We start from the raw sequence: 14,680 nt of genomic DNA, 5'->3' as shown, positions 1-14,680 counted from the left end.
TGTGCTTCCTCCATCCCTCTGCTCTGTTTTCTGGGCGGCCTGTTAAAACACACCCCCCCCCACCCCCCCCGCCGCCCCCCCCCCGGCCCGGGGGGGGGCCGCCCCCCCCCCCCCCCCCCCCGCTCGTTTGTGACTACTAACTGGCGTACGTCTCGAACTCGCCGACTCTCGGCGTACCGCTGGAGCTGTTGATCTTGAAGTTGATCTTCTTCAGCGAGGTCGCGCCGAAGGTGATCTGGCCGGCCCCGCTGCCGGAGGCGAGCACCGCGCCGTTGTCGTTGTTGACGAGCTGCCACGACCCGATCGAACCCGAGGTGCCGGACGGCTCACGGATGACCACGCGGGACACGGTGGTGGCCGAGCCCCACTTGATCGAGATCGTGCCGGTCGACCCGGACGGCGACCAGTACGTGCTCAGGTTGCCGTCGCGCACGTTGCCGTAGCTGGTGCCGTCGGCCTTGCTGGAACCGTCCGCGCCGGCACCGGAGACGAGGCTCAGGTTGGTCCCGCCGGACGGGGGCGGCGTGGTCGTTCCCGGCGGCGGCGTGGTCGGCGCCGGGGTGGTCGGCCCCGGCGTGGTCGGGGCCGGGGACTGCGGCGTGCAGTTGCCGTCGGAGACGCGCAGGCCGGTGTTGGCGCCGGCGGTCTGCCGCACGATGTCCGGCACGCAGCTCGCCCCGTCGAGCCGGTACGAGTACGGGACGCTCACAGTGGTCGTGGACGTCACGTTCGGACCCGCCGGGTAGTTGTCACTGCCGGGCGAGGACCAGGTCACGTTGTCGAAGATGTTGCCGCTGACCTGCCAGGTGCCGCGCTCGCTGGTGTAGAACGTGCCGAGCACGTCCTTGGAGTTGCGGAAGTAGTTGTTGTCCACCTTGGCCCGCGCGCCGGCCCGGGAGTTGATGCCCGACTCGTGCAGCCCGTTGTAGTGGTTGTTGTACATGTGGGCGATGCCGCCGCGCAGCAACGGCGTACGGGAGTCGATGTTCTCGTACAGGTTGTGCTCGAACGTGATGTAGCCGTTGCCGCGGTCGCTCTCACTGGATCCGATCAGGCCACCCCGGCCGGAGTTGCGCAGGATGCTGTACGACAGCGTCACGTACTGGGTGTCGTCCTTCATGTCGAACAGGCCGTCGTAGCCCTCCGACTCGCCACCGGACGCCTCCAGCGTGACGTGGTCGACCCACACGTTGCGGACGGTGCTCTCCATGCCGATCGCGTCGCCGCCGTTGGAGGTCGGCGAGCCCGACTTCTTGACGTTGCGCACCGTGACGTTGCGGATGATGATGTTGCGCGAGTCGCGGATGTGGATGCCGAGCTGGTCGAAGACGGCACCGCTGCCCACCCCGATGAGGGTGACGTTGCTGATCTGCTTCAGCTCGATCACGCCGTCGGCGGTGTTGCAGCTCGATCCGGAGACCTTGCTGGTGTTGCCGTGGTTGATGGTCCCGGTCACCTCGATGGTGATCGGGGTGCTGCTGCTGGCCCGGTTGCACAGCGCCGCGTGGATCGCGGTGCCGGTGGTGGCGCGTACGGTCTGGCCGCCCGCGCCGCCGGTGGTGCCGCCGTTCTGGGTGGCGTAGCCGGTGGCGCTGCCCGCCGCCGCCGACGCCTGCGGGGACGGCATCACCACGGCGACGGCGATACCGACGACCGCCGTTGCCAGTGCCGCGTGGAGTCGCAGCGTGACTGTTCTTCTCATGTCGCCTCATTCCTTTTTCGAGCATGCGGGAATCGCCGCCGAGCAGCGGCAGCCACCGAATGGGAATAATGAGGAGCCGCGACGCGATCAGGCGCGCCGCCAGCGAATGTGGTTCATCTGCGATGCCCGGCCCGCACATGAAACATCGATGTAACGCAATCGTATGAAAGCGCTTTCCAGGAAGGCAAGAGCTGGCGTTTGCAGGTTTTTTGCACCGCCCGGCCGCGCCGCCTTCTTGACGGGACGCGCGATCGGTGGTTGCCTGCACCTCACTCTGGAGATCGACACTCGTCTACTTACTGCCCTCACGAGGAGCGCCATGCCCCATCCCCGCAGGACCCCGCTGGCCGCGGCCGCCGGCGCGCTCGCCGCCGTCCTGGCCGTCTCCCCGGCGCCCGCCGCACCCCCGGCGGAACCCACGGCCACCGGCAGCGCGTGGACCGCCGACCTCACCGTCGTCGACGCCGACGACGTCGGCGTCCGCTGGACCGACGCCGGACTGCGCCTCGCCGACACGGCGAGCCGGCCGGCAGCCCAGCGCCGGCCGACGGCCGGGGGCATGCTCGTCACCGCGCCCCACCCACTCGCCGCGCCGGCCAACCGGGTCCGGGCCGACGTCGAGGCGACCCCCGGCGGCGCCGTCGAGGTGGCGGCACGCGGCTGGCGATCGGGCGCGTGGACCGAGTGGCGGTCCCTCTCCGGCGCCGCCGTCTTCGACCAGCCGGTCACCCGGGTGCAGATCCGGGTGGCCCTCACCGCCGAGCGGCCGACCGCCGCGCCCACCGTGCGCGCGGTCCGGCTCGTCGCCGACTCGGTCGCCGCCGTCACGGCCGCCACCCCGGGCCTCACCTACCGGGTGTACGCCACGCGGGAGGGGCTGGTCGGCGGCACCACCGCCAACGGGCACGTGATCGTCTCGCGGGACCACTTCGTCGCGCTGCCGTCGGCCCGTGGCCTGGCGCCGAGGAACACCGGCGACTACACCGTCCGGGTCTGCACCACGACCCGCAGCCGCTGCGAGTACGCGCCGGTCTGGGACATGGGGCCGTGGAACACGAAGGACGACTACTGGAACCCGAGCAGTGTCCGCGAGTCGTGGAAGGACCTGCCGCAGGGCCGGCCCGAGGCGCAGGCGGCGTACCAGAGCGGCTACAACGGAGGCCGGGACCAGTTCGGGCGCGTGGTGGGCAGCCCGGCCGGCATCGACCTCGCCGACGGCACGTTCTGGGACGGACTGCTGCTCACCGACAACGCCTGGGTCGACGTCGCCTACCTCTGGACCGGCAGCGGCACCCGGGGCCGGATCGGCAGCGGCCCGCTCAACATCCGCTCCGGCCCGGCCACGAGCAACCCCGTCGTCGGGCTGGCCGCCACCTACGCCAACGTGCCGATCGAGTGCTCGGTCACCGGCCAGTCGGTGAGCGGGCCGTACCGGACGACCAGCCAGTGGAACCGACTCGCGTCAGGTCACTTCGTCAGCCACGCGTACGTCTCCAGCGTGACCGGCGCCATCCCGGCCTGCTGAGGCGGGGTCCGGGCTGGGAGTCGGTCCGCGACGGCGTCGCTCACGACGGGGCTGGCGGCTGCACCTGAACCGCTACGCCGCCTTGTTCACCGACGCCTGATGACCCGCTGTCACGCCCGGCGCCGCGCCGCCCCGGGTGCGCTGGATGAGCACGACGCAGGCGAGCACCGCACCCGCCACCACCAGCGCGCCGGGCGTGACCGCCTCACCCAGCAGCACTGCCGACCACACCAGCGTGAGCACCGGCTGGACGAGCTGGATCTGGCCGACCTTGGCAATCCCGCCCCGGGCCAGCCCGGCGTACCAGGCGAAGAAGCCGAGGAACATCGACACGACTGTGAGGTAGCCGAATCCGGTCCAGGCGGCGACGCCGCCCTGCGGGCGGTGCAGGAACGCGGCAATCCCGGTGACCGGCACGGTGACCGGGAGCGACAGCAGCAACGCCCAGCAGATCGTCCGGGCGCCGCCGAGTTCGCGGGCCAGCCTGCCGCCCTCGGCGTACCCGAGACCGCAGAGCACCACGGCGGCGAGCAGGAACGCGTCGGCCGGTGACAGCGCGCCGCGGATCGAGCCGCCGGCGGTGAGGAACGCGAGCACCAGCGCCAGACCGGCCGCGCCGGCGAGCCAGAACAGCGGCGGCGGCCTCTCCCCGGCCCGCAGCACCGCGAACACCGCGGTCATGGCGGGCAGCACGGTGACGACCACCGCGCCGTGCGCGGAGGTCTGCGTGGTGAGCGCGAGCGACGTGAACAGCGGGAAGCCGACGACGACGCCGAGCGCGACGATCGACAGCCGTCGCCACTGGTCCCGGGTGGGGCGCGGCGCACCGGTCAGGCGCAGGTAGGCCCACGCCAGCAGCGCCGCGCCGACCGCGCGTCCGAACGCGACGAACCAGGGGTCGAGTGTGTGCACCGCGACGCGGGTGGCCGGCAGCGACATGCTGAAGGCCAGCACCCCCAGCGTGCCGGGGGCGACCCCGCCGCCCGGCCTGACCGTTACCGTCATCACGGCAGTAGCGCTACTCTGTTCCTTCATGAATGATGGTAGCGCTATCGACCACCTCGTCCGGCACCTGGGTGCGCTGGCGGCATCCGCCGCCCCGGGCACGCGGCTGCCGTCCGTGCGGGAGCTGACCGCGCGCCATCACGTCTCCCCCGTGACAGTCGCCGAGGCGACCCGGCGGCTCGTCGCGGACGGGTTGATCGAGACGCGGCCGGGGCGTGGCGCGTTCGTGGCCGCCCGGCGCACCGGGCCGCAGCGGGCGGACCTGTCGTGGCAGACGGTCGCGCTGGGCCCGAGGCGGGGCGGCGAGGAGGAGATGCAGGCGCTGCTGGCCCTACCTCCGGCGGGCGCGATCCCGCTGACCGGTGGCTACCTGGACCCGGATCTCCAGCCCGCCGCCGCACTCGGCGCGGCGCTCGCCCGTGCCGCCCGCCAGCCCGCCACGTGGCAGCGCGGCCCGGTGGAGGGGCGGGCGGACCTGCGAGCCTGGTTCGCCCGCGAATCCGGTGGCGGCCTGCGCGCCGAGGACATGGTGATCTGCCCGGGCGGGCAGGCCGCGCTCTCGTCGACCCTGCGGGCACTCACCACGCCCGGCGACACGCTTCTGGTCGAGTCCCCCACCTACCTCGGCGCGCTCGCCGCCGCCCGCGCGGCCGGGCTGCGGGTGGTGCCCGTACCCGCCGACTCCGACGGGGTACGGCCCGACCAGCTCGCCGCCGCGTTCGCCCGCACCGGCGCGCGGGTGTTCTACTGCCAGCCGCTGCACGCCAACCCGCACGGCGCGACGCTCGCACCGGCCCGCCGCGACCAGGTCGCCGAGGCGGTACGCGAGGCCGGCGCGTTCCTGATCGAGGACGACTACGCCCGCGACCTCACCGTCGACGGCGAGGCCCCGCCGCCGCTCGCCGCCGACGACCCGGACGGGCACGTCGTCTACCTGCGGTCGCTGACCAAGCCGGCCGCGCCCGGCCTGCGGATCGCCGCGCTCGGCGCGCGCGGGCCGGCCGGGGCGCGGCTGCGCGCCGCCCGCCTGCTCGACGACCTCTTCGTCGCCGGGCCGCTGCAACAGGCCGCGCTGGAGTTCCTCACCGCGCCGGCGTGGGACCGGCACCGCCGTACCCTGCGCCGGGAGTTGCGGGCCCGGCGGGAGGCGCTGCTCGCCGCGCTGGACCGGCACCTGCCGGCACTGGCGCCGCGCGACGTCCCCCGCGGTGGCCTGCACCTGTGGGTACGCCTGCCCGACGGCGTCGACGACGTCGCGGTGACGGCGGCGGCCGCCGCGGCCGGGGTCACCGTCTTCCCGGGGCGCCCCTGGTACGCGGCCGAACCCCCCGCCCCGCACCTGCGCCTCACCTACGCCGCCGCCCCACCCGAACAGATGGACGAAGCCGTCCGCCGTCTGTCCACAGCCCTCCCCCACTGACCCTCGCCCCCGCGAGCTTGCACTTTCGGCCCCGGCAGAGGGAACAATCCCGACAAGAATAGGGCCGAAAGTGCAAGATCAACGCAGAGTCCGCCGGCCGGGGTCAGGACTGCGCGGATCTTGGTACGGGCCCGCCCTCATGGGGGCGCTTCCGTACCAAGATCTACAGAGGGTCCGGAGTGGGTGCACACGACTCGACCCCCGCCGGGTGGCCGGCGGGGGTCGTGGTCGGGGTGGATCAGGCCTCGGTGAGCTGGCCACGCAGCTTGGTCAGCGCGCGGGCGAGCAGCCGGGACACGTGCATCTGGGAGACACCGACCCGGGCGGCGATCTCGCTCTGGGTCAGGTTGCCGTAGAAGCGCAGCGTGAGGATCTTCTGCTCGCGCTCGTCGAGGGTGGCGAGCGCCGGGCCCAGCGAGGCGCGCAGCTCGGCCAGCTCGTACTCGTTGTCCTCGGCGCCGAGGGTGTCGCCCAGCTCGGTGGCGCTGTCGCCGTCGCCGATCGGGGTGGACAGCGAGACCGCGTTGTACGCGCGGGCGCCCTCCAGGCCCTCGAGGACCTCTTCCTCGGTGACGTCGAGGTGGGCGGCGATGTCGGCGACGGTCGGGGCCCGGTTGAGCGTCTGGGTCAGCGTGCTGTTGGCCTCGGAGATGCGCAGCCGCAGCTCCTGGAGGCGGCGCGGGACCCGGATGTTCCAGGTGCGGTCGCGGAAGTGCCGCTTGATCTCGCCCAGGATCGTCGGGATGGCGAAGCCGGCGAAGTCGACACCGCGCGAGGCGTCGAACCGGTCGACCGCCTTGATCAGGCCGAGCGCCGCGGTCTGCGCCAGATCGCCGGCGGGCTCGCCGCGACCGCTGTAGCGGGCGGCGAGGTGGTTGGCCAGCGGCAGCCACGCCTCGATGACCTGGTTGCGCAGGGCGGCCCGCTGCGGGTGGTCGGCGGGCAGTGCGGCGAGCGCCGTGATCAGCTCGCTGGCACGGGACTCCTCACCGGTCTGCGGCGCGCGGTGCACCTCGGTCGCGGTCGATGCCATGGTCATCGTGGTCATGCTGCCCTTCCTGTCCTCGGAGAACGGGTGGCCTCCCACACCGGTCGTGCCAGCCACACTAGACCAAAGGCCACGGCCAAATCAACCGAACGGACGATGGAGATTTCGTGTCAATGCGGACATAGGGTCGATCAGGGTGCGTCAGCGGGGCATCAGCGGCCGGTAGTCGGCGGCGGTGAGCGGCAGCGCGGAGAGGCTTCCGTCCGCGCGCGGCACCTCCAGCGGCTGCCCGTCCCGGCGGAACACGACGCTGTACACGTCGGGCCGTTGAGTGAGGCTGCACACGATCTGCCCGAAGGCGAGCACCTCGTCGTTGCGGCCGGTCTCCTCCCCCGCCTGGCGCACGTCGACGGTGGCCAGCGTGCCGACGAGCGTCGCCCCGGCCACCGCCACGGTGCCCGGAAGCGCCGTGCTCAGCCCTTGCCGGCGCTCGCCGCCGTCCGGCCCGGCCAGCAGGTGCTGAAGGTGCGCGTCCACCCCCGGCAGCCCGTCGACCCGGCGCTTGACCACGACCAGGCCGTCGTCCCGGACGAAACAGAACGGCTCGTCCACCCGCCCGTCCGCGTCGACGGTCGAGGAAACGGCCGGGGTCGGGAACGCACCGGGCGGCGTCTGCACCAGCCGGGGCTCGTCGTCCACCGGCACCCCGCAGCCGGCCAGCAGCACGGCCACGAGCAGGCCGGGCAGGAGCCGCCGCCGGCTCATCGCATCGCTCCGGGCAGCTCCACGCGGAAGCGCGCGCCGGGCTCGCGGTCCAGCACGGCGGCCGTTCCCCCGTGCGCGGCGGCGTGCTGCGCCACCAGGGCGAGCCCGAGGCCGGTGCCGTCGGTGCCGGCCCGGTCGTGCGCCGCCCGGCCCCTGACGAACCGGTCGAAGATGATCTCGCGGTCGGCGGGTGGCACGCCCGGACCGGCGTCGTCGACCTCCAGCACGCCCACGCCGTCGCGCCCGCCCAGGCGTACGGCGACCGGCCCGCCGCCGTACCGCTCGGCGTTCTCGACGAGGTTCAGCAGTGTCTGGGCGAACCTGCGCCGGTCGACCCACCACAGGTGCGGGGCGTCGCCGTCGACAGTCACCAGGCTCTCCGGCAGCGACCGCTCCCGGCAGCAGGCCCGGGCCAGCTCCACCACGTCGACCGTCTCGCGGTGGGCCGGCTGCTCGGTGCGGGCCAGCTGGATCAGGTCGTCGACCAGGCGCTGGAACCGGGTCACCTCGTCGGCCACCAGGCCCGCCGCGGTCGCGGTGCGTTCGTCCTGGTGCTCCCGGCGACGGTTGAGCACGCTCGCGGCGGCGGACAGGGTCTGCAACGGCGAGCGCAGCTCGTGGCTCACGTCGGCGGCGAAGCGCCGGTCCCGCTCGATGCGGTGCACCAGCTTGTCGACCATCTCGTTGAACGAGCTGGACAGGCGGGTGAGGTCGGGATCGGTGGTCGGGTCGAGCCGGGTGGCGAAATCGCCGCCCGCGATCCGCTCCGCCGCGTCGGCCACCGCGGTGAGCGGCCGCAGGCTGTGCCGGGTGGCGTACCAGCCGAGCGCCGCGCCCGCCCCGGCGACCATGATCGCCACGGCGATCAGCGCCAGCCCCACCACCTGGAAGGTCTCCTCGACCTCCCGCAGCGAGGTCAGCTCGTAGTAGCCGAGCGCGCCGGGCAGCGGTACGCCGACCAGCAGCGCGGGCTGACCGTCGAGCCGGATGCGCTGCACCGCGGGCTTGCCGTCGGCCACCATGCGCTGCAACTCCGGCGGCACCGAGCTGGCGCCCACGTCGGCGGTCCGGGCGTACCAGCCGTCGGGCAGGTGCAGCAGCGGCCGGCGGGCGCTGCCGGTGTCGAGCGAGCGCAGCACCGCCACCACGTCCGGGGTGCCGGTGTCCAGGCCGGAGCGGACCACGGCGGCGTCGTAGTAGGCGGCCCGCACCGCCGCGCGCTCCCGCTCGTCGAGCAGCGAGCGCCGGGTCAGGTCGTACGAGAAGAGGGCCATCAGCGCCGACAGCAGCAACGCGCCGACGGCGAACGCCGCGGTGACCCGGGCGCGGAGTCCGGGACGGGTCATCGCTGCAGCTTGTAGCCGAGACCGCGCAGGGTGACCAGGTGGCGCGGATTGGCCGGGTCGGGTTCGATCTTCTGCCGCAGCCGGCCCACGTGCACGTCGACCAGCCGCTCGTCGCCGGTCTCGTAGCCCCAGACCCGGCTGAGCAACTGCTGGCGCGACAGCACCCGCCCGGCGTGCTCGGCCAGCTCGCAGAGCAGCCGGAACTCGGTCCGGGTGACCGGCACCGGCTGGCCCGAGCGCCGCACCTCGCCGGCCTCCGCGCTGATCTCCAGGTCGCCGAAGAACTGGGCGGGGACGGGTCCGGACACCGTGCGTACGCGCCGCCGCAGCGCCCGCAGCCGGGCGGACAGCTCCTTGATCGCGACCGGCTTCACCACGTAGTCGTCGGCGCCGGCCTCCAGCGCGGCGACGATGTCGTGGGTGTCGTCGCGGGCGCTGATCACCACGACCGGCACGTCGTCGTCGCGGCGCAGTTGCCGGATGCAGTCGAAGCCGTTCATGCCGGGCAGCATCAGGTCGACGAGCACGTAGTCCGCCGGCTTCTCCCGCTGCCGGCGCAGGCCGTCCTCGGCGGTCGGCTCGCCGTACGCCTCGTAGCCCTCCTCCTCCAGGGCGAGCTGCAGCGCGAGCCGGATGCGGTCGTCGTCCTCGATCACCAGTACGGCCGTCATATGGGCATCATGACCGGCCCCGCACGGGTCGCCCAATCGCGTAGGCCGTTCGTGGTTTTTGTCATCGAACCGTCATACAACCGTCCGGGGACCTCCAAGATCCGCGCGCAGAGTGAGGTCTGCCCCGATCCGACCACGGAAGCGACGCGATGCCCGCCACCCTGCCGTCCCCGCCGGAGTCCGCCGTGCCGCACGTGCGCGTGGACATCACCGACGAGCTGGACCTCGCCGGGCTGCCCGAGGTCGCCCACGTGCTGGACCGCATCCTCGCGCTGCGGCCCCGCGAGCTGACGATCGACCTCGCCGGATGCCGGCATGTGGACCCGGCCGCCGTCGCGCTGCTGCTGGACGTGCACCGCCGGCTGGCGCGGCAGGACGGCCGGCTCACGCTGAGCAATCCACACCCGCGGATCCGGCGCATCCTGGAGACCTCCGGGCTCGGTGCGGTACCCGTCGTCGACACGCCCCGTCCGGCCGCGCGCGGCCGGGCCCGGGTCGCGTCCGCAGCACGCTGAGGAGGATAGGTGACCGGCAGCACGCTCGTCGGAGCGCTCGTGGTGGGCCTGGCCGTCGGCGGGTTGGGACGCCTCGTCCTGCCCGGGCGCAAGGCCGTCCCGGTCTGGCTGACGCTCGCGCTCGGCGTGGCGGCCGCACTGCTCGGCGCGATCGTGGTCGGGCTGGTTGATCACCGCACCGGCGGCTCGACGCTGCTGCCGCTGATGGTCGAGATCGGCTTCGCCGCCGTGGCGGTCGTGCTCGCGGTGGTGGCCGCCGGCCGGTCGGAGGCCGAGGGGCAGACGCCGCCCGCGCCGGGTGGCCGGCGAAAGGAGGAGGTGTGACTGTCGTACCCGCGGACCACCTGATGATGCTCATCTGCGACGGCTGCGGCGACAGCGTCACCGGCACGGGCGCCACACTGCCCGACGCCGAGGTGGTGTGGACGCTGGTGTTCGAGCACGACTGGGTCGGCTCCCCGTTCGCGTCCGGACCGCACCACTGCCCCCGGTGCAGCACCCGGGCGGCCATCGCCGACGACGGCCTGGGCCTGGACGAGCTGGAACAGGTCGCCGGCACACCGGCCGCCCACGACGTCGACCCGGCCGCGACGGTACGCCGTGCCCTCGCCGAGCGCTCCGTCCGCGGCGACCTGGAGCTGGTCGACCTGTCCGGGCTGGAGGTGATCGACTCCGCCGGGCTCAGCCTGCTGGTGCGCGCGCACCAGGACGCCCGGCGCGACGGCCGGCGGCTGGGCCTGCTGTCGCCGTCGCGGTTCGTGCTCACCGTGCTGCACACCATGCGGCTCGACGGCGTCTTCACAGTCGTCGACGGCCGCGTCCCGGCACCGGGGCCCGCGTCCCGCCGGCCGGTCCTGACCGAACAGAAGGAGCCCTCCCCGTGGTGATGCCCTGGCCGTACCCCGAGTTCCCGTTCACCGGCGGCGGGCCGGATCCCGACGACGCGGACACCCGGCTCGCGTCGCTCGTCGCGCAGCGGCTCAGCGCCGACTGGACCACCCGGCGGCAGCAGATCACCGTGACCGTGCAGAACCGGGTGGTCATCCTCGCCGGCCTGGTGGCCGACCCGGCGACGCGTCTGGTCGCCGCCGAGCTGGCCTGGGACGTGCCGGGCGTGTTCGACGTCTGCAACGCGCTGCGGCTCTACGGCGGGCGGCGCGGCGGCCGCTGAGCCGCGGTGGTTGCACGCATCGGCGTCCACCTCTACGCTCTGCCGTGGGAGCGCTCCCCCAGGCCGCCACGTCGAGCTTTCCGGGCAGGTTCACGACGGGCACCGTCCGATCACCATCCAGACGATGGGACCTTCCCGTATGTTCTCGATTCCCCGCCCGTCCCGGCGGCACCTGCTCGTCGGCGGCGCGGTAGGCGCGCTCGCCCTGGCGGCGACCGCCGTGCTGCCGTCGACGAACGCGATGGCGGCGACCGGCTGCGCCGTCACCTACACCACCAACTCGTGGCCCGGCGGCTTCACCGCCGGCGTCACGGTGCGCAACCTCGGCGACCCGGTGAGCAACTGGACGCTGGGCTTCACCTTCCCCGACGGCGGCCAGCGGGTCGTGCAGGGCTGGTCGGCCACCTGGCAGCAGAGCGGCCCGGCGGTCACCGCGCGCAGCCTGGACTACAACGGCGCGCTCGGCACCGGCGCGAGCACCACAGTCGGCTTCAACGGCTCGTGGACCGGGTCGAACCCGAGCCCCACGTCGTTCACGCTCAACGGCACGGCCTGCACCGGCGGCACGAGCACGCCGCCACCGGCGACCACTCCCCCGCCCACGACCCCGCCGCCCACGACGCCACCCCCGCCGACCGGCACCACGCCGGTCGCGATCAACGGCCAGTTGCGGGTCTGCGGCGTCAACCTCTGCAACCAGTACGGACGGCCGATCCAGCTGCGCGGCATGAGCACCCACGGCCTCCAGTGGTTCGCCAACTGCTACACCGACGCCTCGCTCGACGTGCTGGCGAACGACTGGCGTGCCGACCTGCTGCGCATCTCGATGTACGTGCAGGAGCAGGGCTACGAGACCAACCCGGCCGGCTTCACCAACCAGGTGAACTCGCTCGTGGACAAGGCCGAGGCCCGGGGCATGTACGCGCTTATCGACTTCCACACGCTGACGCCCGGCGACCCGACGTACAACCTGGACCGGGCCAAGACGTTCTTCGCCAACGTGTCGGCGCGCAACGCCGCGAAGAAGAACGTGATCTACGAGATCACCAACGAACCGAACGGGGTCAGCTGGTCGACCATCCGCAACTACGCCGAGCAGGTCATCCCGGTGATCCGGGCGAACGACCCGGACGCGGTGGTCATCGTCGGCACGCGCGGCTGGTCCTCGCTCGGCGTCTCCGACGGCGCCAACTCCGACGAGATCGTCGACAACCCGGTGCGGGCGCAGAACATCATGTACACGTTCCACTTCTACGCCGCGTCGCACAAGGACAACTACCGCAACGAGGTGCAGCGGGCGGCGAGCCGGCTCCCGCTGTTCGTCACCGAGTTCGGCACCGTCACCTACACCGGTGACGGCGCCGTCGACACCGCCAGCAGCAACGCCTGGCTCGACCTGCTCGACCGGTTGAAGATCAGCTACGCCAACTGGACGTTCTCGGACGCCCCCGAGGGCTCGGCGGCGCTGCGGCCGGGCACCTGCGCGTCCGGCTCGTTCGGCGGGACGTCGGTGCTCACCGAGTCCGGCGCGTACATGCGCGACCGGATCCGTACCCCGGACAACTTCCCCACCTCCTGACCGGGCGGCCGGCGGCGGTCCTTCCCCTTCGGGTCGCCGCCGGTCAGCCCTCCACCAGCCCGGCCCGGCGCCACAGCACCCGGCCCGGCCCGGCGACGAGTCCCAGCTCGGTCAGGTGGTCGGCGATTCGCTGCGCGGACCAGCGCAGCGTGGCCCGCCAGTGCGGGTTGGCCCGCGCCGCGGCCCGGCCGGCCGCCGGGTCGATCCCGACCGCCGCGTACGCCCGCGGGTGCACCAGCCGCCGCGTGATCGAGTACGCGGCCCGGCCGATCACCAGACGCGCGTACGCGAGCGCCACCGGCCCGGCGGCCTCGACCTGCCGGGTCAGCTCGTCACGGGCGAATCGCACGTGCCGCGCCTCCTCCACCACGTGGATGCGTGACACCATGCGGATCAGCGGCTGCAACGACTCGTCGGCCATGATCTCGCGCTGGAACGAGTCGAGGATCTCCTCGGCGATCAGGATGGCCGCGTACATCTGCGGGCCCGCGGCTGTGGACTTGAGCCAGCGTCCGAGCAGGTGGTCGAACGGCTCGGCGCGGTAGACCGGGGCGCCGGTCGCCTCGATGAGCCGGCCGAACATGATGGAGTGCCGGCACTCGTCGGCGACCTCGGTGAGCGCGTACTGGGCGTGCCGGCTGGTCGGGTCGGCGTCGTAGTACTGCCGGATCAGCATCTGCATGAGGATCGTCTCGAACCAGATCCCGGCGCTGGCCGCGCTGGCGACCTCGTGCTTGGTCAGCTCGACCCGCTGGCCCTCGGTGAGGCCGTCCCACAGCGCGGTGCCGTAGAGGCTGCTGCGCGACGGCGGCAGCCAGTACGCGCCGGGCACCGGCGGCGCCGACCAGTCGATGTCGACCACGGGGTCGTAGCTGGTGCGCACCGAGGCGGAGAGCAGTCGATCGGCGACCGCCTCGCGGGGGAATCCGGCCGTCGTCCGCTCCATGACCCCTCCATATTGACGTAACTTCGAGTAACTGTTACGAGTGGTAGCATGCGACGCACCACCACCGATGTCAATGGCCCCGACTCCGCCGGGGAGCCGGCCGCGCCCCGCCCCGGCGGGCGGCGCGACCGCTGGGCCGACCACCGCGAACAGCGGCGGCAGGAACTGATCGCGGCCGCCGTGCAGGCGCTGCTGCGGCACGGCCCGACCGTCGACATGGACCAGGTCGCCGCCACCGCCGGGGTCAGCAAACCGGTGCTCTACCGCTACTTCGCCGACAAGGCCCAGCTCTGGCTCGCGGTCAGCGAGGTGGTCGCGGAACGCGTGGTGGCCGCCATCGCGCCCGCCGTGGAGCAGGTACGCGAGGAGCGGGCGCTGGTCGAGGCGACAATCGACGCGTACCTGAGCGTGGTGGAGTTCGAGCCCTCGCTCTACCGGTTCCTCGTGCACGAGTCCGGGCACCCCGGCATCCAGCAGGTGGTCACCGGCACCAGCCGGCAGGTCGCGACCGGGCTGGCCCGGGTCATCGGCGACCGGCTGCGCGCGCTCGGCCTCGACGCCGGCCCGGCCGAGCCGTGGGCGTACGGGCTGGTCGGGTTCGTCCAGGCGGTCGGCGACTGGTGGACCACGCACGGGCAGCCGATCCACCGGGCCGCGCTCACCGAATACCTGACCACGCTGCTGTGGAGCGGCATCGAGGGGGTCCGGCGCGGCGCGGACCTGCCGCCGGAGCTGACCCGCGCGCACGAGCGGATCGACAGATGACGTGGGAGGGCACGGCCGAGATCGCCGGCACCACGGTACGGCTGCACGCCGGTGGACGGTTCGAGCCGGTCGACGGTCGCTACCACTGGGCCGGGCGGGTGGAGCCGGAGCCGCGCCTGGTCCGGCTGCTGCGCTCCGGCCGCCGCGACGTGGAGGTCCGGATCGGCGAACGGGCCACCCGGGCCCGGCTGACCGAGGTGGACCCGTGGGGCGGCGTCCGCATCACCGGCGTCGGCACGCCGCCCTGGCCGCCGGACGACGAGTGATCCGCGCCGTACCGTG

16 protein-coding genes are annotated in these 14,680 nt (G+C 73.2%); 9 read left to right on the top strand and 7 right to left on the bottom strand.

Features of this window, described 5'->3' with window-relative positions; translation table 11 throughout:
* Positions 1-136: 136 nt before the first annotated feature.
* Positions 137-1,702 (bottom strand): pectate lyase, encoded by a 1,566-nt coding sequence (locus tag ACGFIA_RS17625; RefSeq protein WP_357384415.1) that lies wholly within the window; start codon positions 1,700-1,702, stop codon positions 137-139.
* Positions 1,703-2,021: 319 nt separating this feature from the next.
* Between ACGFIA_RS17625 and ACGFIA_RS17620 the strand changes: the two genes are divergently transcribed.
* Entirely contained in the window at positions 2,022-3,227 is a 1,206-nt protein-coding gene (locus ACGFIA_RS17620) for a hypothetical protein (RefSeq protein WP_357384413.1), read from the top strand.
* Between the two features lie 72 nt (positions 3,228-3,299).
* Here the strand turns inward: ACGFIA_RS17620 and ACGFIA_RS17615 are convergent, their stop codons facing one another.
* Positions 3,300-4,232, bottom strand: coding sequence for a DMT family transporter (locus ACGFIA_RS17615; protein WP_393260891.1), 933 nt, complete (start codon positions 4,230-4,232; stop codon positions 3,300-3,302).
* A 28-nt stretch (positions 4,233-4,260) separates the two neighbouring features.
* Here ACGFIA_RS17615 and ACGFIA_RS17610 point away from each other — a divergent pair, with 28 nt between their 5' ends.
* Positions 4,261-5,652: a PLP-dependent aminotransferase family protein gene (locus tag ACGFIA_RS17610; protein WP_357384409.1), complete on the top strand. Its 1,392-nt coding sequence runs from the start codon at positions 4,261-4,263 to the stop codon at positions 5,650-5,652.
* A 238-nt stretch (positions 5,653-5,890) separates the two neighbouring features.
* Here ACGFIA_RS17610 and ACGFIA_RS17605 read toward each other — a convergent pair whose 3' ends face one another.
* The 4 genes from ACGFIA_RS17605 to ACGFIA_RS17590 all read right to left on the bottom strand — a co-directional run bounded on the left by ACGFIA_RS17605 (position 5,891) and on the right by ACGFIA_RS17590 (position 9,422).
* Entirely contained in the window at positions 5,891-6,700 is an 810-nt protein-coding gene (locus tag ACGFIA_RS17605) for a SigB/SigF/SigG family RNA polymerase sigma factor (protein WP_357384407.1), read from the bottom strand.
* 141 nt (positions 6,701-6,841) lie between these two features.
* Positions 6,842-7,405 carry a GerMN domain-containing protein gene (locus ACGFIA_RS17600; protein ID WP_393260889.1) on the bottom strand — a complete coding sequence of 188 codons (564 nt, stop codon included), beginning with the start codon at positions 7,403-7,405 and terminating at the stop codon, positions 6,842-6,844.
* Positions 7,402-8,751 (bottom strand): sensor histidine kinase, encoded by a 1,350-nt coding sequence (locus tag ACGFIA_RS17595; protein WP_393260886.1) that lies wholly within the window; start codon positions 8,749-8,751, stop codon positions 7,402-7,404. Before ACGFIA_RS17595 ends, ACGFIA_RS17600 begins: the two co-directional genes overlap by 4 nt.
* Positions 8,748-9,422, bottom strand: a complete 675-nt coding sequence (locus tag ACGFIA_RS17590; RefSeq protein WP_357384401.1) for a response regulator transcription factor — start codon at positions 9,420-9,422, stop codon at positions 8,748-8,750. Before ACGFIA_RS17590 ends, ACGFIA_RS17595 begins: the two co-directional genes overlap by 4 nt.
* A gap of 149 nt (positions 9,423-9,571) precedes the next feature.
* Between ACGFIA_RS17590 and ACGFIA_RS17585 the strand changes: the two genes are divergently transcribed.
* From ACGFIA_RS17585 to ACGFIA_RS17565, 5 genes are all read left to right on the top strand, one after another.
* Positions 9,572-9,937, top strand: coding sequence for an STAS domain-containing protein (locus tag ACGFIA_RS17585; RefSeq protein WP_357384399.1), 366 nt, complete (start codon positions 9,572-9,574; stop codon positions 9,935-9,937).
* A gap of 9 nt (positions 9,938-9,946) precedes the next feature.
* Entirely contained in the window at positions 9,947-10,261 is a 315-nt protein-coding gene (locus ACGFIA_RS17580) for a hypothetical protein (RefSeq protein WP_357384397.1), read from the top strand.
* On the top strand, positions 10,258-10,824 hold the full coding sequence (locus tag ACGFIA_RS17575) for an STAS domain-containing protein (protein ID WP_357384395.1): 567 nt from the start codon (positions 10,258-10,260) through the stop codon (positions 10,822-10,824). The genes ACGFIA_RS17580 and ACGFIA_RS17575 overlap by 4 nt, the downstream gene beginning before the upstream one ends.
* A complete protein-coding gene (locus ACGFIA_RS17570) occupies positions 10,818-11,108 on the top strand; it encodes a BON domain-containing protein (protein ID WP_393260881.1) in 291 nt (96 codons plus the stop codon). The genes ACGFIA_RS17575 and ACGFIA_RS17570 overlap by 7 nt, the downstream gene beginning before the upstream one ends.
* 139 nt (positions 11,109-11,247) lie before the next feature.
* The gene (locus tag ACGFIA_RS17565; RefSeq protein WP_357384652.1) at positions 11,248-12,687 is read left to right on the top strand and encodes a cellulase family glycosylhydrolase; all 1,440 of its coding nucleotides are present in this window, start codon (positions 11,248-11,250) and stop codon (positions 12,685-12,687) included.
* A 43-nt stretch (positions 12,688-12,730) separates the two neighbouring features.
* Here ACGFIA_RS17565 and ACGFIA_RS17560 read toward each other — a convergent pair whose 3' ends face one another.
* A complete protein-coding gene (locus ACGFIA_RS17560; protein ID WP_357384393.1) occupies positions 12,731-13,633 on the bottom strand; it encodes a diiron oxygenase in 903 nt (300 codons plus the stop codon).
* Between the two features lie 48 nt (positions 13,634-13,681).
* Here ACGFIA_RS17560 and ACGFIA_RS17555 point away from each other — a divergent pair, with 48 nt between their 5' ends.
* Complete coding sequence (locus ACGFIA_RS17555; RefSeq protein ID WP_357481161.1) at positions 13,682-14,398, top strand: TetR family transcriptional regulator; 717 nt, start codon at positions 13,682-13,684, stop codon at positions 14,396-14,398.
* Entirely contained in the window at positions 14,395-14,664 is a 270-nt protein-coding gene (locus tag ACGFIA_RS17550) for a DUF4873 domain-containing protein (protein WP_357384389.1), read from the top strand. The genes ACGFIA_RS17555 and ACGFIA_RS17550 overlap by 4 nt, the downstream gene beginning before the upstream one ends.
* The last annotated feature ends 16 nt before the right edge of the window (positions 14,665-14,680 follow it).

It is taken from the genome of Micromonospora sp. NPDC049203, from assembly GCF_043197215.1.
GTDB lineage: Bacteria > Actinomycetota > Actinomycetes > Mycobacteriales > Micromonosporaceae > Micromonospora.
Note: the sequence above shows the minus strand (reverse complement) of the source record. Positions and strands in the feature narration are given on the sequence as shown.